26 protein-coding genes are annotated in these 24,119 nt (G+C 68.5%); 14 read left to right on the top strand and 12 right to left on the bottom strand.

What is annotated here, in order from left to right; translation table 11 throughout:
- The first annotated feature begins 30 nt into the window (after positions 1-30).
- The 4 genes from VGU03_RS03530 (at position 31) to VGU03_RS03545 (ending at position 2,740) form a co-directional block, all read left to right on the top strand.
- A complete protein-coding gene (locus VGU03_RS03530) occupies positions 31-585 on the top strand; it encodes an N-acetylmuramoyl-L-alanine amidase (protein ID WP_327478699.1) in 555 nt (184 codons plus the stop codon).
- Positions 586-687: 102 nt separating this feature from the next.
- Positions 688-1,554: an acyl-CoA thioesterase II gene (gene tesB / locus VGU03_RS03535; protein ID WP_327472905.1), complete on the top strand. Its 867-nt coding sequence runs from the start codon at positions 688-690 to the stop codon at positions 1,552-1,554.
- A gap of 17 nt (positions 1,555-1,571) precedes the next feature.
- A complete protein-coding gene (locus VGU03_RS03540) occupies positions 1,572-1,964 on the top strand; it encodes a hypothetical protein (RefSeq protein ID WP_327478701.1) in 393 nt (130 codons plus the stop codon).
- Positions 1,965-2,035: 71 nt separating this feature from the next.
- The gene (locus VGU03_RS03545) at positions 2,036-2,740 is read left to right on the top strand and encodes an arginyltransferase (protein ID WP_327478703.1); all 705 of its coding nucleotides are present in this window, start codon (positions 2,036-2,038) and stop codon (positions 2,738-2,740) included.
- A gap of 15 nt (positions 2,741-2,755) precedes the next feature.
- Here VGU03_RS03545 and VGU03_RS03550 read toward each other — a convergent pair whose 3' ends face one another.
- Both VGU03_RS03550 and purT read right to left on the bottom strand, forming a co-directional pair.
- On the bottom strand, positions 2,756-4,291 hold the full coding sequence (locus VGU03_RS03550) for an FMN-binding glutamate synthase family protein (protein WP_327478705.1): 1,536 nt from the start codon (positions 4,289-4,291) through the stop codon (positions 2,756-2,758).
- A gap of 94 nt (positions 4,292-4,385) precedes the next feature.
- Positions 4,386-5,567, bottom strand: a complete 1,182-nt coding sequence (gene purT / locus VGU03_RS03555) for a formate-dependent phosphoribosylglycinamide formyltransferase (protein ID WP_327478707.1) — start codon at positions 5,565-5,567, stop codon at positions 4,386-4,388.
- A gap of 111 nt (positions 5,568-5,678) precedes the next feature.
- On the opposite strand from purT, the gene VGU03_RS03560 reads away from it, so the two are divergent.
- From VGU03_RS03560 to VGU03_RS03570, 3 genes are all read left to right on the top strand, one after another.
- Positions 5,679-7,214 carry a transglutaminase-like domain-containing protein gene (locus VGU03_RS03560; protein ID WP_327478709.1) on the top strand — a complete coding sequence of 512 codons (1,536 nt, stop codon included), beginning with the start codon at positions 5,679-5,681 and terminating at the stop codon, positions 7,212-7,214.
- Between the two features lie 61 nt (positions 7,215-7,275).
- Entirely contained in the window at positions 7,276-8,142 is an 867-nt protein-coding gene (locus VGU03_RS03565) for an SPFH domain-containing protein (RefSeq protein WP_327478711.1), read from the top strand.
- A gap of 90 nt (positions 8,143-8,232) precedes the next feature.
- Positions 8,233-8,421, top strand: a complete 189-nt coding sequence (locus VGU03_RS03570; protein ID WP_327478713.1) for an Arc family DNA-binding protein — start codon at positions 8,233-8,235, stop codon at positions 8,419-8,421.
- Positions 8,422-8,453: 32 nt separating this feature from the next.
- Here VGU03_RS03570 and VGU03_RS03575 read toward each other — a convergent pair whose 3' ends face one another.
- A complete protein-coding gene (locus VGU03_RS03575) occupies positions 8,454-8,834 on the bottom strand; it encodes a hypothetical protein (protein WP_327478715.1) in 381 nt (126 codons plus the stop codon).
- 31 nt (positions 8,835-8,865) lie between these two features.
- Positions 8,866-9,261 (bottom strand): DUF423 domain-containing protein, encoded by a 396-nt coding sequence (locus VGU03_RS03580; RefSeq protein ID WP_327478717.1) that lies wholly within the window; start codon positions 9,259-9,261, stop codon positions 8,866-8,868.
- A 70-nt stretch (positions 9,262-9,331) separates the two neighbouring features.
- On the opposite strand from VGU03_RS03580, the gene VGU03_RS03585 reads away from it, so the two are divergent.
- Positions 9,332-9,931, top strand: a complete 600-nt coding sequence (locus VGU03_RS03585) for an SCO family protein (protein WP_327478719.1) — start codon at positions 9,332-9,334, stop codon at positions 9,929-9,931.
- Positions 9,932-9,933: 2 nt separating this feature from the next.
- Positions 9,934-10,374 (top strand): copper chaperone PCu(A)C, encoded by a 441-nt coding sequence (locus tag VGU03_RS03590; RefSeq protein ID WP_327478721.1) that lies wholly within the window; start codon positions 9,934-9,936, stop codon positions 10,372-10,374.
- Between the two features lie 40 nt (positions 10,375-10,414).
- Here VGU03_RS03590 and VGU03_RS03595 read toward each other — a convergent pair whose 3' ends face one another.
- The 7 genes from VGU03_RS03595 to VGU03_RS03625 form a co-directional block, all read right to left on the bottom strand.
- The gene (locus VGU03_RS03595) at positions 10,415-11,275 is read right to left on the bottom strand and encodes a cytochrome c oxidase assembly protein (protein ID WP_327478724.1); all 861 of its coding nucleotides are present in this window, start codon (positions 11,273-11,275) and stop codon (positions 10,415-10,417) included.
- Between the two features lie 222 nt (positions 11,276-11,497).
- The gene (locus VGU03_RS03600) at positions 11,498-13,366 is read right to left on the bottom strand and encodes a Gldg family protein (RefSeq protein ID WP_327478726.1); all 1,869 of its coding nucleotides are present in this window, start codon (positions 13,364-13,366) and stop codon (positions 11,498-11,500) included.
- Positions 13,367-13,368: 2 nt separating this feature from the next.
- Positions 13,369-14,103 carry an ABC transporter permease subunit gene (locus VGU03_RS03605; protein ID WP_327478728.1) on the bottom strand — a complete coding sequence of 245 codons (735 nt, stop codon included), beginning with the start codon at positions 14,101-14,103 and terminating at the stop codon, positions 13,369-13,371.
- Positions 14,104-14,275: 172 nt separating this feature from the next.
- Positions 14,276-15,202: an ABC transporter ATP-binding protein gene (locus VGU03_RS03610; protein WP_327472933.1), complete on the bottom strand. Its 927-nt coding sequence runs from the start codon at positions 15,200-15,202 to the stop codon at positions 14,276-14,278.
- A gap of 129 nt (positions 15,203-15,331) precedes the next feature.
- Positions 15,332-16,720: a polyketide cyclase gene (locus VGU03_RS03615; RefSeq protein ID WP_327478729.1), complete on the bottom strand. Its 1,389-nt coding sequence runs from the start codon at positions 16,718-16,720 to the stop codon at positions 15,332-15,334.
- Positions 16,721-16,927: 207 nt separating this feature from the next.
- Positions 16,928-17,569 carry a response regulator transcription factor gene (locus VGU03_RS03620; protein ID WP_327472937.1) on the bottom strand — a complete coding sequence of 214 codons (642 nt, stop codon included), beginning with the start codon at positions 17,567-17,569 and terminating at the stop codon, positions 16,928-16,930.
- Between the two features lie 100 nt (positions 17,570-17,669).
- Positions 17,670-18,899 carry a sensor histidine kinase gene (locus VGU03_RS03625; RefSeq protein WP_327472938.1) on the bottom strand — a complete coding sequence of 410 codons (1,230 nt, stop codon included), beginning with the start codon at positions 18,897-18,899 and terminating at the stop codon, positions 17,670-17,672.
- Positions 18,900-19,097: 198 nt separating this feature from the next.
- Between VGU03_RS03625 and VGU03_RS03630 the strand changes: the two genes are divergently transcribed.
- From VGU03_RS03630 to VGU03_RS03650, 5 genes are all read left to right on the top strand, one after another.
- Positions 19,098-19,733, top strand: coding sequence for a GNAT family N-acetyltransferase (locus VGU03_RS03630; RefSeq protein ID WP_327478731.1), 636 nt, complete (start codon positions 19,098-19,100; stop codon positions 19,731-19,733).
- Between the two features lie 8 nt (positions 19,734-19,741).
- Positions 19,742-20,512: a septum site-determining protein MinC gene (minC, locus tag VGU03_RS03635; RefSeq protein ID WP_327478733.1), complete on the top strand. Its 771-nt coding sequence runs from the start codon at positions 19,742-19,744 to the stop codon at positions 20,510-20,512.
- Positions 20,513-20,553: 41 nt separating this feature from the next.
- Entirely contained in the window at positions 20,554-21,369 is an 816-nt protein-coding gene (gene minD, locus VGU03_RS03640; protein ID WP_327478735.1) for a septum site-determining protein MinD, read from the top strand.
- Between the two features lie 5 nt (positions 21,370-21,374).
- Positions 21,375-21,641 carry a cell division topological specificity factor MinE gene (gene minE, locus VGU03_RS03645; protein WP_327473257.1) on the top strand — a complete coding sequence of 89 codons (267 nt, stop codon included), beginning with the start codon at positions 21,375-21,377 and terminating at the stop codon, positions 21,639-21,641.
- Positions 21,642-21,706: 65 nt separating this feature from the next.
- A complete protein-coding gene (locus tag VGU03_RS03650) occupies positions 21,707-22,168 on the top strand; it encodes a hypothetical protein (RefSeq protein WP_327478737.1) in 462 nt (153 codons plus the stop codon).
- A gap of 73 nt (positions 22,169-22,241) precedes the next feature.
- Here the strand turns inward: VGU03_RS03650 and htpG are convergent, their stop codons facing one another.
- A complete protein-coding gene (gene htpG / locus VGU03_RS03655) occupies positions 22,242-24,110 on the bottom strand; it encodes a molecular chaperone HtpG (RefSeq protein ID WP_327478739.1) in 1,869 nt (622 codons plus the stop codon).
- Positions 24,111-24,119: the final 9 nt, after the last annotated feature.

Below are 24,119 nucleotides of genomic sequence, written 5' to 3' on the forward strand. Positions count from 1 at the left end.
GATAGCCGGTGCCGTGCGAGACTTCCCGCCATGTGCGCCATCACCGACCAGCCGCTGCCCTATGTCGACCGCCTGCCCGAGCGCCCGGCCGAAGCAGTGACGCTGGCGGTGATCCACTGCACCGAACTGCCCGATCTCGCCACCGCACGCGAATATGGCGAGAAAGTGCTCTACGAGAGCGGCGCTGGCAACAGCGGGCACTACTACATCGACCGCGACGGCCGCATCGCTTGCTACGTGCCCGGCACGCGCATCGCCCACCACGTGCGGGGCCGCAACGCCGACTCGATCGGCATCGAGCTGGTCAATCGCGGGCGCTACCCCGATTGGTTCGCGGCAGGCAACCAGACCATGAGCGAGCCGTATCCGCCGGCGCAGGTCGAAGCCCTGTGCCGGCTGCTGGCGCAGCTTCGAAAGGATTTCCCGAACCTGCGCGCGGTGGCCGGCCACGAGGACCTGGACACCGCCCGCGTGCCGGCCAGCGACGATCCCCAGGTGACGGTGCCGCGCAAGCTCGATCCCGGCCCGCTGTTCCCGTGGGACGCGATCGTTCCCGCATGCGGGCTGGAGCGCATCAGGGCCTGAGCGGCTGGCGGCGAGCGCAACCGTCTCTCTCTGCAGGGATAGGGCCGAAGGCGCTGCGGCGGTCCTCTATAATCCGCTATCCCCCACGCACACGGACATCCCATGCGGGAAGAGCACGTCAAGGAACTGGTGGAGCTGCTGCAGTTGGAGCGGCTGGAAGACAACCTGTTCCGCGGCCAGAGCCGCGACATCGGAACGCGTTTCGTGTTCGGCGGCCAGGTGCTGGGCCAGGCCCTGGCGGCCGCGCAGCAGACCGTCGACCCCAGTCGCGAAGCGCACTCGCTGCACGCCTATTTCCTGCGTGCGGGCGACATCGAGGCGCCGATCGTCTATTCGGTGGAGCGCGCGCGCGACGGCGGCAGCTTCTCGGCTCGGCGCGTGGTGGCGATCCAGCACGGACAGCCGATTCTCAACGGCGCGATTTCCTTTCAGGAACCCGAGAAGGGTTTCGAGCACCAGAGCGCCATGCCCGAAGTGCCCGCGCCGGAAGACGTCGAACCCATGCGCCACCTGCCGCCGGACGAACTGGCCAAGCTGCCGGTGAAGCTGCAGCGCTGGCTGGGCATCGACGGCCCGTTCGAGTTCCGCCAGGTGTGGCCGCGCGACGAGCTGCGCCCGACCAAGCGGCCGCCGATCCAGCACATCTGGTTCCGCCTGACCGCGCCGATCGGCGACTCGCCCGTGCTGCACCGTGCACTGCTGGCCTATGCCTCGGACTTCCACCTGATCGGTACGGCCACGCTGCCGCACGGCATCTCCTACATGACCCACAACGTGCAGATGGCCAGCCTCGACCATGCGCTGTGGTTCCACCGCCCCTTCCGCGTGGACGAATGGCTGCTGTACTCGTTCGACAGCCCCACGGCGCAGGGCGGCCGTGGCCTCGCGCGCGGGCAGATTTTCAGCCGCGACGGCGCTCTGGTCGCCTCCACCGCGCAGGAAGGGCTGATCCGCCTGCGCGGCGAGTGAGGCATTAGACTCGCACCATGCGCCCGCTCTACACCTCGCCCCGCCAGGAAAACATCGACCGCGTCGTCGCGCTGCTCGCCGAACACGGCATCGAGACGACCATTACCGGCCGTTCCAACTGGAACCGCCCCAGCTACCAGCGCTTCAGCTATTCCCAGCGCAATGAGAACCGCGAGAGCTGGCCACAAGTTTGGATCAACCGCGCCGACGACTACACCCGGGCGCGCGCCCTGATGCGCGGGATCGGCATCGAGCCGATGGTGCGCCACGGCGAGGAGCTCGCCCTCGCGCGCAACCCCACGCCCGAATCGCGGCGCGCCGGCGTGGCGACGCGGGTGAGGCGCATCGTCCTGCTGGCGCTTGCCGCCGCGTTCGTGGTGCTGATGCTGCGCTACATGGGCAAGCTCTAGCGGCCATCAGGTCAAAACGGCCTTCTCGGAAAATTTGCAACCGTGCGGCGGCGCGGTCATAGAATCGGCTCATGCGCTCCGAACGCGTCCGCCTGTTCCAGACCTTGCCGCACACCTGCGGTTATTTCGCCGAGCGCACAGCCCAGAACCTGGTGATCGATCCGGCCGCACCGCGCCTGGACCAGCTCTACGGCCCGGCGCTGGAGCGCGGCTTCCGCCGTGCCGGTGGGCACCTGTACTACCCCAACTGCCCGCAGTGCCACGCCTGCACGCCCTGCCGCATCGACGTCGAGGGCTTCTCGCCGGACCGCTCGCAGCGGCGCTGCCTCAAGCGCAACGCAGACCTCACCGTGGTCGAGTGCATGGCCGGCTACAACGCCGAGCGCCATGCGCTGTACGAGCGCTACCTGCGCATCCGCCACAGCGGCGGAGGCATGGACGAGGCCGACGCGAGCGACTTCCGCCGCTTCCTGACGGCGCCGTGGAGCCCCACGCTGTTCCTCGAATTCCGTCGCGGAGCGCGCTTGGTCGCGGTAGCCGTCACCGACGTGTGCCTCAACGGGCTGTCGGCGGTTTACACCTTTTTCGACCCGGACGAGGCCACCCGCAGCCTGGGCACCTACGCCATCCTGCAGCAGGTGCAGCTGGCCCGCCGCCGCGGCCTGCCGTGGGTGTATCTGGGCTTCTGGATCGAAGGCCACCCGAAGATGGACTACAAGCGCCGGTTCCACCCGCTGCAGGTCCGCACGCGCGAGGGCTGGATAGCGCTGGCCTGAGCGCCAGCGTCCACGTCAAGTGGAAGGTTGGCCGGAGGCCGCTCTGGCCGAGCCCGGTTCGGGATACGGGAACAGCCTGACCAGCGGCACCGACAGGCCGTCGTCGCCCACCACGCGGCAATGGGTGCGATCGAGCTGGCGCGGATCGTCCACGCCGCAGCTGTGCGCGATGATGCCGACCTCGCACATCAGGTTGCGCGCGTAGTTCGCCACCTTCTCGGTCTTGTCGGTCACCACCAGGCCGCGCTGCAGTTTCGGGTTCTGCGTGGTGATGCCGGTCGGGCAGGTGTTGCGGTTGCACTGGAGCGACTGGATGCAGCCGAGCGCCAGCATGAAGCCGCGCGCGGAATTGACGAAGTCGGCGCCCATCGACAGCGCCCAGGCCACGTCGTAGGCGGTGATGCGCTTGCCCGAGCAGATCACCTTGATGCGCTCGCGCAGGCCCTTTGCGATCAGCGTGTCGATGAGCGCCGGCAGCGCCTCGTGCAGGGGCAGGCCCACCCCTTCCATCAAGGTCTGCGGCGCGGCGCCGGTGCCGCCCTCGGAGCCGTCGACGATGATGAAGTCCGGCGCGCTCTCGATGCCGCGCCTCCACACCTCGTCGCACAGTTCGGCGATCCAGTCGCAGTCGCCGAGCACCGCCTTGAAGCCGGTCGGCTTGCCGCCGACCTCGCGCACGTGCGCGATGGCGTCGAGCAGTTGCGGCACGTCGGCGATGTCCAGATGCCGATTGGGGCTTTGCGAATCCTCGCCTACGGGAATGCCGCGGATGGCGGCGATCTCCGGCGTCACCTTGATGCCCGGCAGCAGGCCGCCCATGCCGGGCTTGGCGCCCTGACCGAGTTTGATGCTGACCATCTTCACCTGGGCATGCGCGCAGATCGCGCGCAGCTTGTCGTCGTCGAGCCGGCCGTCGGTGGTGCGCACGCCGTACTTGGCGGTGCCGATCTCGAACACGATGTCGCAGCCGCCCTCCAGGTGGTAGGGCGCCAGGCCGCCCTCGCCGGTGTCCAGCCAGATGCCGGCCTTGGCCGCACCGAAGGAAAGCGCGCGCACTGCCGGCGCCGACAACGCGCCGAAGCTCATCGCCGAGATGTTGAAGAAGGCGGCGTGGTCGTAGGGCTCGCGCGCGTATGGGCCAATCCGCACCGGCTTGGGTGGAACGTGATGGCCTTCCAGCTTGGGGAACGGGGCGTTGACGAAGAAGGGCACGCCTTCGGCGGAAAGATCGCGCGTGCTGCCGAAGCCGATGGTGGTGTCGGCGTTCTTGGCTGCGCGGTAGACCCATACACGCTGGGCGCGGTTGAAGGGCAGCTCCTCGCGGTCGCTGGCGAACAGGTACTGGCGGAAGAACTCACCCAGGCGCAGGAAGCCGTAGCGGAAATGGCCGATGACGGGGAAGTTGCGCAGCACCGCGTTGCCGGTCTGGTAGCGGTCGCCGATCCACACCGCCACGACCATGGCAGCGGTCAGCACGAGCGCGAGCAGGAACAAGGCCGTGAGCGTTTGCACCACGACGATGAGCCAGTGCGAGAAGCCTTCCGACGCCATGGGTTTCCCCTTTCTTTGAAGCCCAGAGCCTAACCGATTGCGCCGCGCGGCCTCTCCCGTGCGACAAGGCAACCAGGCGCTGGGCCCGCTCGAGCTACAGCTCGACCTTCAGGTGTCCGGCCGCCCGCACGGCCTTGGCACGCGCCGCGTCGACGTCGGCGTCCCGCGCCAGCGTGACCGCCATGCGCCGGCGGCCCTTCACTTCGGGCTTGCCGAAGATGCGCAGCTGCGTGTCCGGCTCGGCCAGCGCCTCGGCCACGCCGTGGTAGCGCGGCGCGCGGCCTTCGCCCTCGACCAGTACGGCGCAGGAGGCCGAAGGCCCCAACTGGCGGATCACCGGGATCGGCAGGCCCAGGATCGCCCGCGCATGCAGCGCGAATTCGGACAGCTCCTGCGAAATCAGCGTCACCAGCCCGGTGTCGTGCGGGCGCGGGCTGACCTCGGAGAAGATCACCTGGTCGCCCTTGACGAAGAACTCCATGCCGAACACGCCCCAGCCGCCGAGCGCCGCCGAGACGGCAGCGGCCTGGCGCTGCGCCTCGGCCAGCGCGGCCTCGCTCATCGGTTGCGGCTGCCAGGACTCGCGGTAGTCGCCGTGCTCCTGGCGGTGGCCGATCGGCAGGCAGAAGCTGGTGCCGCCCTGGTGGCGCACCGTGAGCAGGGTGATTTCGTAGTCGAAATCGACGAAGCCCTCCACGATCACCCGCCCCTGCCCCGCGCGTCCGCCGGACTGGGCGTAGTCCCAGGCCTCGGCCAGCTCGGAGGCACCGCGCACCGTGCTCTGGCCCTTGCCCGATGAGCTCATCACCGGCTTGACCACGAACGGGTAGCCGATTGCCTCCGCCGCGGCGCGGTATTCGGCCTCGTCGTCGCAGAACCGGTACGGCGAGGTGGGCAGGCCGAGCTCCTCGGCGGCGAGGCGACGGATGCCTTCGCGGTCCATGGTCAGCCACGCCGCGCGTGCCGTGGGGATGACCCGCAAGCCCTCCTTCTCCAGCTCGACCAGGGTCGGCGTGTGGATGGCCTCGATCTCCGGCACCACCAGGTCCGGCCGCTCCTGCGCGATCACCGCACGCAATGCGGCGCCATCGAGCATGTCGACAACATGGCTGCGGTGCGCCACCTGCATCGCCGGCGCATCGGCATAGCGATCCACCGCGATCACTTCGACCGCATAGCGCTGCAGTTCGATGGCGACCTCCTTGCCCAGCTCGCCCGAGCCCAGCAACAGCACGCGCAGGGCGCGATCGGACAGGGGCGTGGCAAACGGCTTCATGGTCGGCTCCGGCGGAAAAGCGCGCATTGTAGGGCTACGCTGCACTGCGCATTGACGTGGCGCCGGCCACCGGCTCCACTGGTGCTCAGTCATCCATCCCCGGGGTTGACCATGCGCCGCGTCCTGCTCACCTTGCCCGCTTTGCTGGTGGGCATCTTCTTGCTGCGCATCTGCACCGCGGCCCAAGCCGCCGCGCCGCTGCAGACGGACTGGATGACCGTGCTTCTGGGCGGCCGCAAGGTCGGCTATCTCCAGGTCGACCGCGAGGGCGAGAACGGCACCATCGTCACCACGCAGACCCTGGCGCTGGACCTGAGCCGCGCGGACAAGCCCATGCACCTGGGGAACATGAGCCGCAGCGTCGAAGGCCCGCAGGGCCAGCCGCTGGGGTTCTCCGCACGGACCCGGATGTCCTCCATGGACAGCACCGTCGAGGCGCACACCGACGGCGCGGGACGCTACCTGGTCACCACCACGGTGGGCGGCCAGGCCCGCACGTCGCTGATGGACTGGCCCGGCGGCGCTCTGCTGGCCGAGGGACAGCGGCTGGCCGCGGTGGCCGCCGGGCGCAGGCCTGGCGACAGCTACCGGATGCGCGAGTTCGACCCGTCCAGCCTGCAGGTGGTGGACGTACGGGTGGACATCCTGGGCGACGAAACGGTGGCCCTGCCCGGCGGCGCCATGCGGCTGAGCCACCAGCGCCAGACGCTGGTGCTGCCGCACGGCCATCAAACGCTGGACTTGTGGATCGACGGCGACGGCATCGCCCGCAAGGGTCTGATGAGCCTGCTCGGACAACCGCTGGAGATGCTGGCCTGTGACCGCGCCTGCGCGCTTGCGCCGGACCAGCCGGTGGACATGTTGCGCGCCGCCACGGTCGAATCGCCGCGGCTGCTGCCGCAGTACGTCCGCTCGGTACCGATGCGCTATCGCATCCACGTCAGCGGAGGCATCGGGCAGCCGTTCATCACTACCGACGAACAGCAGGTCACCGCGCTGGGCGGCGACGACTGGATGATCGACGTAGGCAGCCCCCACCCTGGGCGACAGGCGCCGCCCACACCGGCCGACCGCGAACCCAATGCGTGGCTGCAGTCCGACGCTCCGGCCATCCGCCGGCTCGCCGCCAAGGCAGTGGGCGGCGCGCGCGACGATCTCTCGCGCATGCGCCGCCTGCGCCGGTTCGTCAGCGACTACATCACCGCGCACGGCTTGGACATCGGCTACGCCTCCGCGCTGGAAGTACTCGACAGCCGCGAGGGCGACTGCACCGAATACGCCGTGCTGCTGGCCGCCATGGCGCGTGCCCAGGGCATCCCGGCGCGGGTGGTCAGCGGCATGGTGTATGCCGACCGCTTCGCTGGCGAATCACGGCAGTTCATTCCCCACGAATGGGTGCAGGCCTGGGTCGATGGCCGCTGGGAGAGCTTCGACGCGGCGCTGCGCCATTTCGACAGCACCCACCTGGCGCTGGCCAGCGGCGACGGCGATCCCTGGCATTTCGCTGCCACCACGCAACTGTTCGGCAACCTGCATATCCGCCAGGCCGTGCCGGATGCGGACCTGAGCACGCCGGTCGGCGGGTCGGCGCCGCCTGCGGGCAGCGGTACGGGCAACGGCGGCACCAACGGCGGGCGCGGCGGCTGACGCCACTTGTGTTTTGATATATTTTTGATATCTACTTCCCGCACCTTAGGGAGGTAGCGACATGAACGAGCGCGAGGGTTTTTCGATTGCCGGCATTCCCTTCATCGGGTTCTGCCTGGTCCTGGCGGCCATCGGCCTGGGGCTGCTGGTGACGGCCGAGGGCGGGCAACCGGCCACGCACGTGATCCCGGGAGCCTTGTTGCTGGTTCTCACCGGCTTTTTGCTCAAGGGCTTTTTCCAGGTCGCGCCCAACGAGGCGCAGGTGATGCAGCTGTTCGGCAAGTACGCCGGCAGCGTGCGCATCGAGGGCCTGCGCTGGACCAACCCGTTCTATGCCAAGGCGCGCCTTTCGCTGCGCGTGCGCAATTTCGAGAGCGGCAAGCTCAAGGTCAACGACAGCGACGGCAACCCGATCGAGATCGCCGCCGTGGTGGTATGGCAGGTGGTCGACACGGCCGAGGCCGTGTTCCGCGTGGACGATTACGAGAACTTCGTGCACATCCAGAGCGAGTCGGCGCTGCGGCAAATGGCGCAGAGCTACCCCTACGACGCGCACGAGGATGGCCAGCCCTCGCTGCGCAGCCACGGCGAGGTGATCAACAACCACTTGCGCGACGAGATCCAGGCCCGGCTCGAACGTGCCGGCGTGCAGGTGATCGAGGCACGCATCAGCCATCTGGCCTACGCGCAGGAAATCGCCCAGGCGATGCTGCAGCGCCAGCAGGCCGGCGCCATCATCGCGGCGCGCACCCGCATCGTCGAAGGCGCGGTGAGCATGGTCGAGATGGCGCTGGACCAGCTGAGCCGCCGTGGCGTGGTGCAACTGGACGAAGAGCGCAAGGCGGCGATGGTCAGCAACCTGCTGGTGGTGCTGTGCGGCGAGCGCGGCACCCAGGCGGTGGTCAATACCGGCACGCTGTACGGCTGAGGACGCCCATGACCCATGCCCTGCCCGCGCTCATCGTGATGCTGGTGATCGGCGCCCTGGCCGCGCGCCGGCGCGCGCGCCGCTGAGCCCATGCCTGCCGAGAAGAAAGCCTATCCCCTGCGGATCAGCGCCAGCGTCCTGGAAGCGATGCAGCGCTGGGCGGACGACGAGTTGCGCAGCGTCAACGCGCAGATCGAGTACGTGCTGCGCGAGGCATTGCGAAAATCCGGGCGGATGAAAGCAGGCACGACCCGCCCGGCGCCGGACGACGAGGCCTAGCCTGGCACCGGCGGCGCAAGCCACCGGAAGCTTCAGCGCGATACCGCGGCCAGCGGCTGCGGTCGCAACCCCGGCAGCCGCACCACTTGCGGCCCGGCATTTCCCAGCACCACCAGCCAGCGACCCTCGAGCACCAGCCGGTCGACGTCGGCCAGGCCGCTGGCGCGGTCGATCGTGCCCAGTGGCTGGCCATCGCGCGCGTCGTAGGCGCTGATGCGGTCCTGCTGCCGGTCCGCCACCAGCAGCCAGTCGTGGCCCTCGGCTGTCCAGCGCACCAGTTGCTTCTGCGGTCGTTCCGCCGGCGCCGACACCACGAGCGCGGCCAGCGCCGCCGCAGCAAGGGTGGTCGCGGCAAAGCGCAGGCGCCGGTCGAGCCGGCGCGGAATCCGCGAAAGGAACGGGTATCGGCGCATGCGCGCAGCATCGCGCCGGCGCATGACGCGGCTATGACGCGGGCTTGTCCACGCGATGAAGCGCCATGCCCAGCGCGATCCAGCCGACGATGAACGCGACGCCGCCCAGCGGCGTGATCGCGCCGCACCAGCGCGGCGCGCCTAGCGCCAGCGCATAGAGGCTTCCGCTGAACAACACGATGCCGATGGCGAACGCGCCCGAGGCGATGCGCCGTCCGCGGCCGTCCGGTGCCAGGCAGGCCGCCGCCAGCGCCAGCGCATGCCAGAAGTGGTACTGCGAGGCGGTATGCCAAAGCTCGCGCCCGGCCGGATCCAGCACGCCGCGCAGCGCGTGCGCGCCGAAGGCGCCCAGCAGCACCGCGCTGGCGCCGGCCATGCCGGCCAGCCACGAAGGCCAGTGCACGAAGGCGGGGACAGGTTGTCGCATAGGCTCCTCGTCGGCGGCGCCCCAACGCCGCGTGGCGTATGCTGGCGTGATGCATCGCCCGGATTCTTGCATGAAGCCTTCGCGCCTGGCCCGCCTGCTGTTGCTCGTGGCCGTGCTGTTCCTGGCCGCCTGCCATCGCGAGGGCGCCCTGCCCTGGCGTCTGACCAACGTCAGCGGCCATATGCCCGGCCTCGAGTTCCAGCTCACCGACGACGCGGGCAAGCCGGTGACCGGCGAGGACTACCGCGGCAAGGTGGTGCTGCTGTACTTCGGCTACACCCACTGCCCCGACGTGTGCCCGCTTACGCTCGCGCACCTGCACGCCGTGCTGCAACGCGTCGGCCCCAGCGCCGACGGTGCGCGCATCCTCTTCGTCAGCGTCGACCCGGCGCGCGACACGCCGGCGATCATGCACGCCTACGTCAACGCCTTCGACAAGAGGGCGGTCGGCCTGACCGGCACGCCGGGCGCGATCGAAGCGCTCAGCAAGCGCTACCGCTCGGCATTCACCCGCGAACCGGGTACGGGCGATGGCCAGTACGAGGTGAGCCACAGCTCGGCGATCTACCTGTTCGACCGCCAGGGCCGCGCACGCCTGCTCGCCACGCCCGCCACCCCGCAGGACGATCTGGTCCACGACCTCTATCTCCTGCTCCAGACCGGAGACTGACCATGCGCACGAGCCCCCTTTCCCTGCTGCTCGCCGGGCTGCTCTGCGTCGGCGCCGCACACGCCGGCGAAGCGGCCAATGTGCATGCGGCCGACGCGTGGATCCGCGTGCTGCCAGGCGCTCTGCCCGCCGGCGGTTACGTCACCCTGCGCAACGACGGTGACCAGCCGGCCGTGCTCACCGGCGCAAGCAGCCCTGCCTACGGCAGCGTGATGCTGCACCAGAGTTCCACCGAGACCGGCATGGGCCACATGCGCATGGTCGACCGGCTGGAAGTGCCCGCGCACGGCCAGGTCGCACTCTCGCCCGGTGGTTATCACCTCATGCTGATGGACGCGGCCAAGCCCGTGCAGCCCGGCCAGACGGTGCGGATCACCCTGCGTTTCGCCGATGGCAGCACGCTGGCCACCGACTTCCTCGCCAAGCCCGCCAACGCGCTTTAGCACGCGTACCGGGTGCCGCCCGCGAAGCCGCGGAAGCGGCCTAGGCGTTGCGTGCGACTGGACGCTGCTGCACGCGGTGCTCGCGCCGGATGCGTCCGCGCCTGGACAAGGCCAGCCACTGGCGCAGGGCGAACAGGGCCCCGATCGATTCGATGACCGCCGCCGGCACCCACATGATCACGCCGCCGACCAGCTGCCCGGTCAGCACGTTGAAGGTGAAGGCGCGGCCGCAGATCTCGAAGATCGGATACAGGTCGGTCTTGGAGAAGGTCACGATGGCGCCCGCCAGGATCTGCGGCGTCATGGTGACCGCCGGCGAGAGTACCCGCAGCCCCGGCGTCATCCGTCCCGGCGGCCGCGGCCGGTGGTCCAGCACCAGCGCCCAGTAGATGAAGCCGCTGGCGAGCATGGTCCAGTTCATGAAGCGGTAGATCCGCCAGTCCAGCATCGCCAGCGTCTGCATCGACGGCACCAGCCACACCAGGATGAACGCGACGAACAGGAACGTCGCCACCGCCGGGTTGCCCAGCACCCCATCCACCGCCCGCCACGGCCACGACCGCGCCGCCGGCCGCAGCACGCGCGCACGCCAGCTGAGCGGCAGGCCGGCGCGCAGGGCCGCGCCGGGATAGGAGGCAACGATCAGCAGCGGCGCCAGATGGTGGAGCAGCACCTGCTGGATGCGGTGCATGAAGAACTCGTGCTCCGCGTAATAATCCAGGTAGGTATGCAGCGACAGGTAGATGATCGCCATGCCGGCCCAGAACGCGACTCGCCGCCCGAAGCCGACGCGAAGCTCGCGCGATCCGCGCCAATAGAGCACCGCGGCCAGCAGGAAGCTCGCGAGGAACACCCACGAAAACTCCCACGGCACGATCCATTTGAGCAGCAGTCCCATCACCGGCCCGCATATCACCAGCCTGCAAGCATAGCCCGAAGGCTCCGCATGCCGTGACGCTTGCGGCAGATTGCCGCCGCTTCAGGCGCCGATGGGCTCGGCCGGGATGTCGCTTCCCTTTGGCGCCGTGCCTCGGGTAGGCGCGCAACACGGCCACCGGCGCAGCCGGGTGGCTCCGCGGACGCGCAAAGGAAGTGTCGCCTTGTCCCGCGCGAACCTTGGGCGCTAGCGGCGGGACCGGCTGTAGCGCACGCGGCGCCAGCCGTAGAGCAGGCCGACCAGGGTGACCAGCGCCGGCACCAGCACGATGTTGACCACCTTCAGGCGCAGGCCCAGCGCGTCGATCTCCGCGTTGAGCTGGTGCTGCACGTCGCGCAGTTCCTTGTTGATCGCCAGGCGGCGCTGCTGGAACTGTTCGATCTCGCTCTTCTGCTGGGCGCTGGTGGCGTTGGGACGCCCGCCCTTGGCCGGCTGCAGCTCGTCCAGCCGCTGGCGGGTCTCGGCCAGTTCGCGCTCGAGTTCCTGTTTCTTCAGCAGAAACTTCTGGTCGGCCGCAGCCTGCAGGGCGCGCACCCGGGTGAACGGTCGCTGCGAGGCGGAGCGGCCGCGGATGGAAAGCAGCGCGGAGGATCCGCTCAGGTTGTCGACCAGATTGGTGACGAAGTCGCCGTTGTTGGCGAACACCGAAAGCATCGGCTGGCCCAGGAAGGTCTGCGTCTCCACCCACAGGCGATCGCTGAGCAGGTCGGTGTCGGCCACCAGCACCACTTCGGCGTCGGGGCCGGATTGCGCCAGGTGCCCCGGCGTGCCGGCGCGCTGCGGGAACGCGCTGCGCAGCGTGCCGCGCAGGCGCGCGGCGATCACGTAATGCTGGTTGTCGGGCCGATAGCCCTGCAACAGCGAGGTCGGATCGCTGGCCGCCTCCAGCACGCGCTCGGCGGGCACCTTTTCGGCCTCGGCGCTGCTCTGGATCAACGGCAGCAGGCGGTTCTGCGCGTCGGGGGCCAGGTCGAAGCTGCCGGTGGTCGAAACGTTGACGCGCTGCAGGCTCGCGGTCACCACGTCGGTGTGGTTGAGCTCCTGCGGCCCGAGGCCGAGCATCGCCGGATGGTTGAGGCTGCTGCCGGCCAGTTCGATCTGCAACGCGCGCGAGCGGTCCAGCACGACCGATTTCGGATCGAACGCGACGCCCCAGGCCGCGAACAGGCGCGGCAGGCTGGAGTCGTGGTCGTCGGTGACGCCATTGCTGTCGACGTAGGGCGTGGTATCCAGCTCCGCGTCGGGGTCGACGAACACCACCAGGTGGCCGCCGCGCAGCACGTACTGGTCCAGCGCGTACACCGCCGCCTCTGGCAGCCGCTTCGGATGCACCACCAGCAGCACCTGGATGTCGTTGCCCACGCGGGTGAGGCTGCCCGCATCGAGTGTCTTGACGTCGAACAACTGCTCCAGTTGCTGCACCACCGCCCACGGCGGCGCGCCGATGGCCGGATTGCCCGCCAGCGGCAACGAACTGAGCAGGCCGATGTGCGGCTTGCTCGGCTGGTCCAGTTCGTAGAGCAGCTTGGCGATGTCGTATTCGAGGAAGGTTTCCCGCGTCGGGTCGAAGAACGGTACCGACAGGCTGCGCTCCTCGCCCTCCCCTTCGCCGACCGGCAGGGCGCTGCCGACCAGCCCGAAGAACACCCGTTCGCCGTTGCTGCCGCCATTGACTGGCGTCAGCCCGCCGCCTTCGGCGCTGGCTTCGTCGTCCGAGTACGGCACCGGGTCGATCACCTGCAGGCGGATGCGGCCGCGGGAGCGGGCGACCATTTCCTGCAGCATCTCGCGCACGCGCTGCTCGTAGCTGCGCAATTGCGGCAGGTCGCGCGTGGCGTGGTCGGAAAAGTACAGGGTGAGCTTCAGCGGCCGGTGCAGCCCGTCGATGATGTGCTGGGTTCCGGGCGTGAGCGTGTAGAGATGATCGGCGGTCAGGTCGATGCGCGCGGCGCGCAGCCAGCGGCTGCCGGCCAGCGTGACGCCGATGAAGGCGAGGGTCAGCGCGACCAGCGCGGCGACCAGCAGGGTGCGGCGGCCGATGTGCTTGCGGCGCATCGTCAGCGGGCCCGCTTCAGGTCGAGCACCAGCACGCCGGCGGTGAGCCAGGCAATGATGGTGAACAGGAAATACATCAGATCGCGCACGTCCAGCACGCCGCGCGCGATCGCCTCGAAGTGGCGCAGGATCGACAGGTGCGCCACGCCGTTGACCAGCTTGCGCGGCAGCGCGCCCTGGAAGAAATCGAGCACCTGCGGCTGGCCGACCAGGATCAGCAGCACGCACACCAGCGCGGTGAGGATGAAGGCGACCACCTGGCTGCGGGTGAGCGTCGACAGGCAGGCGCCGACCGCCAAAAACGCACCGGCCATCAGCCAGCTGCCCAGGTAGCTGGCGAAGATCACGCCGTTGTCTGGATCGCCCAGGTAATTCACGGTGACCCAGATCGGGAAGGTCAGGACCAGCGCCAGTCCGAGGAACAGCCAGGCGGCTAGGAACTTGCCCAGCATCGCCTGCACCAGCGTCACCGGCAGGGTCAGCAGCAACTCCAGCGTGCCCGCCTTGGCCTCCTCGGCCCACATGCGCATGGACAACGCCGGGGCGAGGATCAGGTACAGCCACGGATGCATCACGAAGAACGGCTGCAGATCCGCCAGGCCGCGCTCATAGAAATCGCCCGCATAGAAGGTCAGCAACCCGGCAAGCACCAGGAAGATCACCAGGAACACGTAGGCCACGGGAGTGACGAAATAGCTGCGCAGCTCGCGGCGCATGATGGCGGTGATCGGGCTCATGGAGTGGCTCCTTCGGCGGAGCCGGGAACGGGGAATGGGGAATGGGGAACGTTTGGCTTCCCGCAGCGCTTGCCGAGGAGCGTATCCAGGGGACCAGCAAAGGCCCAGGCGACCGACCCGCCGAAGCGAACCTGCCCGTTCCCCGTTCCCCATTCCCTGGTCCCCGCCGCCTTCACGCCCCTTCCCCCATCGTGATCTGCCGGAAGACTTCGTCCAGCCGCCCGCGCTCCAGCTGGATTTCCGACACCTCCAGGCCCTGCTGGCGCAGCAGGTCTTCGACCGGCTCGAGCACGCGGGCGCCCGGCTTGGGAAACACGGTGATGCGCCCGTCCAGCGGATCGACCTCGATTGCCGCCACCTGCGGCAGGCGGCCGAGCATCTCCTGCGAGACGCCGCTGCCCGGCGCACTGAAGGACACCGCGCCGTGGTAGCGCGAGCGCGCCTCCAGTTCCGCCGGCGTGGCGTCGGCAAGCAGCCTGCCGCGCGCGATGATCACCACGCGATTGCACAGCGCATGCACCTCTTCGAGCAGGTGCGTGGAGATGAGGATGGTGCGCTCGCGCGCCATCGCGTCGATCAGCCGGCGCACGGCGTGCTTCTGGTTCGGATCCAGGCCATCGGTCGGCTCGTCCAGCATCAGCACCGGCGGATCGTGCAGGATCGCCTGGGCCAGGCCGACGCGCCGGCGCAGACCCTTGGACAGGGTGTCGATGCACTGGTCCAGCACCTCTTCCAGCTGCAGGTGCGTAACGACCTCGTCGAAGCGGCGATGCCCGGCCTCGACCGGCAGCGCACGCACCCGCAGGATGAAAGTCAGGAACTCGCGCACGGTCATCTCGCCGTAGCTGGGCGCGCCCTCGGGCAGGTAGCCCAGCGCGCGCTTGGCCTTGAGCGGTTCGCGCTGCACGTCGTGGCCGCAAACCCGGGCGGTGCCGGCGGTGGGTGCGAGGAAGCCGGCGATCATGCGCATCGCGGTGGATTTGCCCGCGCCGTTGGGCCCGAGCAAACCGAGCACCTGTCCCGGCTCGGCGCGCAGCGACAACGCGTCCACCGCGGTAAGGCGGCCATAGCAGCGGGTGAGTCGGTCGGCTTCGATCATGCGATGCGGCGGATGGGTCGGTCCACCACTCTAGCGCACCGTTGCGGCGCAGGCTCGGCCTGCCTTCGCCGCAAAAAAAAATCCTGCCTGCGCGAGGCAGGCAGGATCGGTGTTCCTTACGATGCGGACTTAGTGGGCCGAGCTGGCCGCGCTGGCCGGGGCGGCGCTGGAACCAGCGGCGGCTGGCGGCGCCGAGGAGGAAGAGGCCGGAGCCGCTTCCAGGGTCGGCTGCGGGATGCCGGCGGCCTGCTCCGGGGTCTGCTCCGGCACGTTGTCGCCCAGCAGCGGCAGGTAGACGTCGTACTTGGCGTAGGTGGTGACGTTGCCGTTCTTGTCCTTGACCTCCGGCTGCACTTCGATGTCGTACAGGCGGTTGGTCACCTCGTCGAACTTGTAGCCGTGAGTCTGCGCGTAGGCCTTGAGCATCTCGCGGGTCTGCGGCACGCCGGCGGCGGTGCCGTTCCACACACCGACCAGCGACGGTTCGCCGAAGGCCAGCGTGGCGCGCACGTTGGCGTCAACCACCAGACGGCCGAAGCGGTCATGGTCGCCCGGCGCCGGAGCGGCGGCAGGCTTGGCGCTGCTGCTGGTGCCGGCCGGAGCGCTGGCCGAGGCGGCCGGCTCTTCGTCACCGAGCTTGGGCGGCTGCGGAGCGGTCAGCTGCTGGCTCTGGCCGGCGACGTTGAGGCTGGTGGCGTCGATCGGCAGGGCGACGTCGAAGGTGTAGGTCTGGTCACCGTAGTTGGTGGTGAAGATGGTGCGCGGGCCGACCACGTTCACGCCCAGCTTCTTGGCCGCGTCCTGGATCTGCTTGACCGCGGTCGCGGTGGCATCGTCCAGCGCGGCCAGGCCGCCGCTGCGCTGGATCTGCGTGGAAACCAGCAGCACCGGCGTGGGCTTGGTCTGCTGGATATACGGGATCAGCTTGCCGTAGTCGATGTTCGGCACCGCCGCCAGCACGTTCTGCAGGTTGCCCAGGCTGGACTGGATGAAGGAGTCCGGATCGCCGTGGATGTACAGGTTGGAGTAGCGGTTGATCAGGTTGAAGCCGTAGGCCACGTCATAGGACCAGGTCACCTTGGTCAGCTGGTGGCGGCTGCCCTGGCGCTCCAGGTCCAGCGTGAAGTGCTTGTCCTGGCCACGCCAGCCGTTGTCCAGGTTCCAGATGATCTTGGCGCTGTTGACGGTCTCGTCGACCTTGAAGAATTCCGGCTCGGCGCTGGCGATGGTCAGCTTGCCCTCGCCGATGCCGGCGTTGTCGCTGCTCCAGCTCAGCTCCGCACCCGGGCCATAGGACTTGCCGGAGAGCTTGAACTGGATCTTCGGGTCTTCCTGGCGCAGCGAGGAGTAGTCCTCGAAGCGGCGGAAGTTGTCGAGGATGTCGTAGACCTGGCGCATGTCCTTGCCGAAGACCAGCGACCGCTCCACATGGCCGCTGCCGGGCATGATCACGCCTACCACGACACCGAGCACGGCGACGATGATCAGGGCCACAATGAATTCAAGAACACGCATCATTACCTGGGTTCTCCGAGCGTTTTCCGCGCAGCACTAAAGGTTCCCGTCGGGCTCCGCACCACGGGGTGGAACCCCGGAGGAAGGCACGGGCGAGGGTCGGCGAATGCCGAAGCTCCGGATGGTACTTGCTCGCGGGCTGGAACGCCATCGGGCAGGCAGGCGCCTGCAAGGGAGGCCGGCGGCGGACCGGCCGGGCCGCCGCGCTGGTCAGACGATGCCCAGTTCCAGCGCCTTGAGCACCGCCCGCGTGCGATCGCGTACGCCCAGCTTGGAGAGGATGTTGGAAACGTGGTTCTTCACCGTTCCCTCGGCCACTTTCAAGGAGTTGGCGATCTCCTTGTTGGAATAGCCGCCCGAGAGCAGGCGCAGGATCTCGGTCTCGCGCTCGGTGAGCGGGTCGGGCTGCTCCAGGCTGGTGAACTGGTTCTGCATGCGCCCCACCCCGGCCAGCAGGCGCTGGGTGACCATCGGCGCCACCAGCGAGCCACCGGCGGCGACCGTACGCACGGCCTCGACCAATTGCTCCAGCGACACGTCCTTCAACAGGTATCCGCGCGCGCCGGCCTTCAATCCCTGCAGCACCAGCTGATCGTCGTCGAAGGTGGTCAGGATGATCGTCGGCGGCAGCTCGCCGCGGGCGGACAGCGCCTGCAGCACCTCCAGCCCGCTCATATTGGGCATGCGCAAGTCCAGCAGCACTACATCGGGGCGGATGCGCGGGATGTCGGCCACCGCCTGCGCGCCGTCGGCGCACTCAGCCACGACGCGGATGTCCTCGGCCAGATCCAGCAGCGAACGGACCCCCTGGCGCACCAGGTTCTGGTCATCGACGAGACAGACGGAGATCATCGCGGTTCCTCAACAATGCGGTGATGGGGCGCGGTTGACGCGGGGGACGTTGCGGCCGGGCACTGCCGGCCATTCTGGCATGACGTTCGCCTGGCTGCCGTCACGACATGCTCAGTGCCGGCGGCTCCAGCCGCGAGGGCGAATGGGCCAGTTCCAGCACCTCGCCCAGCGGCAGGCGCACGGTCAGGGCAAAGCCTTCGCTGACCGCGGTATCCACCGCCACGCTGCCGCCGAACTCGGCCAGCCGCTCGCGCATGCCGGACAAGCCGTTGCCCGGCTTGAACTGCGCCGTGCCACGGCCGTCGTCGCGTGCGTGCAGGCCGATCTGGTTGGCGTCGGCATAGGCGAAGGTCAGCCAAAGCTGCCGCGCGCCCGCATGCCGGGCGCAGTTGGTGATGATCTCCTGCGCGCAGCGCAGCAGCACCTGCGCGCGGCGCGGATCCTCCAGGCTGAAGCGCGGCGGCATGTCCACGTGGACGGTCAGCCCCGGCACGCCCTCGATCAGGCTGCGCAGGGCCTGGGTCAGGTCGATGGCGTCGTCCTGGCGCAGCTCGCTCACCGCCTCGCGAACGTCCGACAGCAGATGTCGCGCGGTCGCCTGCGCCTTGCGCACGTGCTCGCCCGCGGCGTCGTTGGCCAGATGGCTGGCCACCTCCAGATTGAGGCTGAGTGCGGTCAGGTGATGGCCGATCAGGTCGTGCAGTTCGCGCGCGATGCGCATGCGCTCGGCGATGCGGGTGGACTCGGCCAGCAGCGCACGGGTGGCGCGCAGTTCGGAGTTGAGTCGGCGCTGCGCCTCGCGCGCCTCGGTCTGCTGGCTGGCGACCATTGAAGTGAAGAACGCGAGCGCCGAGATGCCCAGATACATGCACACCTGCAGGAAGGCCGTGACGATGGTCCAGCCCATGTAGCTGGCGATGATCGGAATGAGCATCAGGTTCTGCGCCAGCATCCACACCAGGCCAGCCCCCACCGGCAGCTGCCAGGGCAGCACCACCGCGATCACCAGCATCAGCATGGCGGACAGGCCGCTCTGGCTGAACCAGCCCATCGCCACCGCCGAGCCGGTCAGCACGACCAGGCCGAACAGCTTGAGCGCCTGCGCACGGCCGCTTTGCCTGCTCATGCCCGAGCGCCCGGTCAGCAGCAGGTAGGTCAAGCCGAACACCAGGTAGGAAAGGATCCAGCCCGAAATGTTGGGGTTGCTCCACCAGGCGCTGACCTGGGCCAGGCTCCAGCTACCGGGCAGCAACGGCAGCGCCACGCACAGGTAGGTGAACAGGCCGGTCAGCCGCAGCAGCCGGATGTGGTTGAAGTTCGTCCAGGACATGAGCCGCATCATAGGCTCCCGCCGGCCCCGTGCAATGCGCGGAAAGTCACCCTGCCGGAAGCCATGCAGGGCCGCGTTTTACAAAGGTTTTACAGCCCGGCGCAGGGTGTGCGGCCCGGCCCCGCATGCCATAATGCGCACCTGCGGGCCGCCCAAGCCGGCCCATCGGTTCATCGCCCTACCTCTGCGGAGCAACGAATGGCCTTAGCCATCCGCGACGTGCGCGAGCACGATCTGGACGCCGTGCTGGCGCTCAACAACGCCGCCGGCCGCTCCATCCTCGCCCTGGACGCCGCGCAGTTGCGCTACTTCTACGAGCGTGCAGAGTATTTCCGCGTCGCCGAGATCGACGGCCACCTGGCGGGTTTCCTGATCGCGCTGCGCGACGGGGGCAACTACGACAGCCCCAACTACCGCTGGTTCGCCGAGCACTACGAGTCGTTCGTCTATATCGACCGCATCGTCATCGCCAACGCCTACCGCCGTCACGGCCTGGGCAAGGTGTTCTACTGCGACGTGACCAGCTACGCCGAAGTGCGCGTGCCGCTGCTCACCTGCGAGGTGTTCCTGGAGCCGCGCGACGACGTGGTGGTGCTGTTCCACGGCACCTATGGCTTCCAGGAAGTGGGCCAGCAGCGCATGGCCGAGTCCGGTCCGCAGGTCAGCCTGCTGGCCAAGGACCTGCCCAGTTACGCCTTCGTGCGCGAAACCTGGCTCGAGCGCGGCGGCCTGCCCGACGTGCCTTGGCTGGCCGAACGCGAGTTGCCGGTTCCCGCCGCTTCCCTTTCCTCCGCCTCCCAGCCGCGCCGCCTCGTCGGAGAGCGGCGCCCGTGACCGTAAAGATGGATATCACTTCTGATGCCTGCGACCTGCGTTTCGGCCAGGTCGGCATAGCCTGCGTGCGCGTGCGCCGCGTCGACGCCGCCGCGCTGTGCGAGGAGCTCGAGCGCCGCGTGCGTTCGGCGCCGCAGTTGTTCTCCCGCGCCGCCGTTGTGCTGGACCTGTCGCACCTGCTCGACCTGCCCGACGACGGCACCGTCGACGCCCTGCTCGAGGCCGTGCGCAGCGCCGGCATGCTGCCGGTCGGCCTGGCCTACGGCACCAGCGCTACCGAGGCGCTGGCCCAGCGCATGGGCCTGCCGCTCATCGCCAAGTTCCGCGCCGCCTACGAACCGGCCGACGGCGGCAGCATCGCGCCGTCCGCACCGGCACCGGCCGCCGCACCGGCGCCGCGGCCCGAACCGGCGCGCGAACCGGTCCACGCCGCCGCGCCAGCCGGCCCCGCGCTGGGCGCGCAGCATCACGATGGCGCGGTGCGCTCGGGCCAGCAGGTCTACGCGCGCGACCGCGACCTGGTGGTCACCGGCGCCATCGCCAACGGCGCCGAGGTGATCGCCGACGGCTCCATCCACGTCTATGGCGGGCTGCGCGGCCGCGCCATGGCTGGTGCCCAGGGTGACGAGAAGGCGCGCATCTACGTTTCCGACTTTCGCGCCGAACTGGTGGCCATCGCCGGCCACTACCGCGTGTTTGAACAGATCCCCAAAGACCTCGAAGGCCAGGCTGTGCAATGCTGGCTCGATGGTGAAAAATTGATGATCGCCCGGCTGTGACCGGCGATTCCCACCTGCAGAGCATTACCGGAGAAGAGCCCTTGAGCGCTGAGATTATCGTCGTCACGTCCGGCAAAGGCGGCGTCGGCAAGACCACCACGAGCGCCTCGCTGGCCACCGGTCTGGCGATGGCCGGCAAGAAGGTCGCGGTGATCGACTTCGATGTCGGCCTGCGCAACCTCGACCTGATCATGGGCTGCGAACGCCGCGTGGTGTACGACTTCGTCAACGTCGTCAACGCCGAGGCCACCATCAAGCAGGCGCTGATCAAGGACAAGCGCCACGAAAACCTGTTCGTGCTGGCCGCCAGCCAGACCCGCGACAAGGACGCGCTGACCCAGGAAGGCGTGGAGAAGGTGCTCAACGACCTCTCCAACGAGGGCTTCGACTACATCGTCTGCGATTCGCCCGCCGGCATCGAGAAGGGCGCGCACCTGGCGATGTACTTCGCCGACCACGCGGTGGTGGTGGTCAATCCCGAGGTCTCCTCGGTGCGCGACTCCGACCGCATCCTGGGCCTGCTCTCCAGCAAGACGCGCCGCGCCGAACGCGGCGAGACCGGCATCACCCAGCACCTGCTGCTGACTCGCTACAACCCCACCCGGGTCGCGGCCGGCGAGATGCTGAGCGTGAAGGACGTGGAGGAGATCCTGGGCATCACCGTGATCGGCGTGATCCCGGAATCGGAAAACGTCCTGGCCGCCTCCAACGCCGGCGTCCCGGTGATCCTGGACGAGAACTCCCATGCCGGCCAGGCCTACCGCGATACGGTCGCACGCATCCTCGGCGAAGCCCGACCGCTGCGCTTCACCGAAGTAGCCAAGAAGGGCTTTCTCCAGCGCGTATTCGGAGGTTGATCGTGATGGGCATCCTGGATTTCCTGAAGCGCAAGCCGGAACCCACCGCCTCGGTCGCCAAGGAACGCCTGCGCATCATCGTGGCGCAGGAGCGCTCCACTCGCGGCGCGCCGGATTACCTGCCGCTGCTGCGCAACGAGCTGCTCGAGGTGATCAAGAAATACGTGCACGTCGACATCGAGGCGATCAACATCAACGTCGAGCGCGACAGCGGGCACGAGGTGCTGGAGCTGTCGGTCGCTTTGCCGGAGGGCAAGACGGCCACGCCGTAAAGCGCAGGCGGGCTTCGGCCCGCCTTGCTTCACCGAAGCGGTGGGCTTGAGAGCCCCACGTACCCATGAATGCTCCCACCGTCCTGCGCCTGGCCGACATCGGCTACGCGACCCCCGCCGCCCTGCTCTCCCGCCTCGGACTATCCCTGCAGCGCGTGCCCGCCGGCCAGCCGATTCCCGGCAGCTACTGGGGCGAGGAGGAGGCCGGCATCATCGGCACGGCCGTCTACGCGCGCGACGACACGCCCGTGCACTCGCTGCTGCACGAGGCCTGCCACCTGCTGGTGCTGCCGCCCGAACGCCGCGCCCAGGTGCACACCGACGCCACCGATTCGGTGGAAGAGGAAGACGCCACCTGCTACCTGCAGATCCTGCTCGCCGACGAGCTGGCCGGCGTCGGCCGCGCGCGGCTGATGGCCGACATGGACGCCTGGGGCTACAGCTTCCGTCTGGGTTCGACGCAGGCCTGGTTCGAGCAGGACGCCGCCGAGGCGCTGGCCTTTTTGCGGGCGCGCGGGCTCGCCTGAGCGGGCGCCACGCAAACGACGCAAAAAGGCCCGCCGGATGGCGGGCCTTTTTCTTTCAACGCCGCGCGGGTGATCAGCCGAGCAGCACCCGGTTCATGCGGTGCACGAAGCCTGCCGGATCGGGCAGCTGCGCGCCGGCGGCGATCTCGGCCTGTTCGAGCAGCAGGTTGGCCAGGTCGCGCGCCTTGCCCTCGTCGGCTTCCGTCTCCACCCGCTGGACCAACGGATGGACCGGGTTGATTTCCAGCGTCGGCTTGGAGTCGGGCATGTCGTGGCCGGCCTCGCGCAGAAGTCGCGCCAGGTGCGGGGCCATCTCGTAGTCGGACAGGGCCAGGCACGAGGGGCTGTCGGTGAGACGGGCGGAAACCTTGACGTCGCTGACACGCTCGCCGAGCAGGTCCTTGAGCTTCTTGAGCAGGGGCTCGGCCGCCCTGGTGGCCTCCTCCTGCTTTTTCTTGTCGGCTTCGTCCAGCGGCACCTCGCCCTTGGCGACGCTCTTGAGCTTCTTGCCGTCGTACTCGCTCAGCGAGCCGAGCATCCATTCATCGATGCGGTCGGACATCAGCAGCACTTCGATATCCTTGGCCTTGAAGGCTTCCAGCTGCGGGCTGCCCGCGGCGGCGGTGTAGCTGTCGGCCGTGATGTACCAGATCGCATCCTGGCCGACCTTCATGCGGCCGATGTAGTCATCGAAGCTGACCGTCTGGCCGGCGCCCTCGCTCTTGGTCGAGGCATAGCGCAGCAGCTTGGCGATGCGTTCGCGGTTATTGGCGTCTTCGCCGATGCCTTCCTTGAGCGTATTGCCGAAGGCCTTGTAGAAGGTGGCGAACTTTTCCGGCTCGTCCTTGGCGAGCTTTTCGATCAGATCGAGCACGCGCTTGACGCAGGCAGCCTTGATCCGGTCGAGCTGGCGGTTGTGCTGCAGGATCTCGCGGCTGACGTTGAGCGGCAGGTCGTCGGCATCGACCACGCCGCGCACGAAACGCAGATAGTTGGGCAGCAGCTCCTCGGCCGCGTCCATGATGAAGACGCGCTTGATGTAGAGCTTCAACCCCTTGCGCTCGTCGCGTCCGCCCATCATCAGGTCGAACGGCGGCTGCGCGGGGAGATAGAGCAGCGTGGTGAAGCTCTGGCTGCCCTCGACGCGGTTGTGCGTCCAGGCCAGCGGATCGTTGAAGTCGTGGCCTAGCGACTTGTAGAAGCTGACGTAGTCCTCGTCGCTGATCTCGGCTTTGGGCTTGGTCCACAGGGCGCCGGCGTCGTTGACGGTTTCCCACTCGCCGGTGGGCTTGCCGTCTTGCTCCTTCGGCATGCGGATCGGGAAGGCGACGTGGTCGGAGTACTTGCGGATCAGCGAGGCCAGCTGCCAGCGCTTCAGGAACTCGTCCTCGTCGGCCTTCAGGTGCAGGATCACCGTGGTGCCGCGCTCGCCGAGCTCGGCCGACTCCAGCGAGTACTCGCCCTTGCCGTCGCTCTCCCACTTCACGCCCTCGCCGTTGGGCGCACCCGCACGACGGGTCAGCACGGTGACCTTGTCGGCCACCACGAAGGCCGAGTAGAAGCCCACGCCGAACTGGCCGATCAGGCGCGCGTCGGCTTTCTGCTCGCCGCTCATGGCTTCGAGGAAGCGGCGCGTGCCCGAACTTGCGATCGTTCCGATATTCGCCACCACCTCGTCGCGGCTCATGCCGATGCCGTTGTCGCGCACGGTGACGGTGCGCGCTTGCTCGTCCCAGCTCACGTCGATGTGCAGCTCGCCCTCGCCGGCCAGCAGCTCCGGATGAGCGATCGACTCGAAGCGCAGCTTGTCGCAGGCGTCGGAGGCGTTGGAGATCAGCTCGCGCAGGAAGATCTCCTTGTGCGAGTAGAGCGAGTGGGTGACCAGGTGCAGCACCTGGGCGACTTCGGCTTCGAACTTGCGGGTTTCGGTGGATGCGTTCATGCGTGGAGG

The organism is Frateuria sp. (genome assembly GCF_035944355.1).
GTDB lineage: Bacteria > Pseudomonadota > Gammaproteobacteria > Xanthomonadales > Rhodanobacteraceae > Frateuria_A.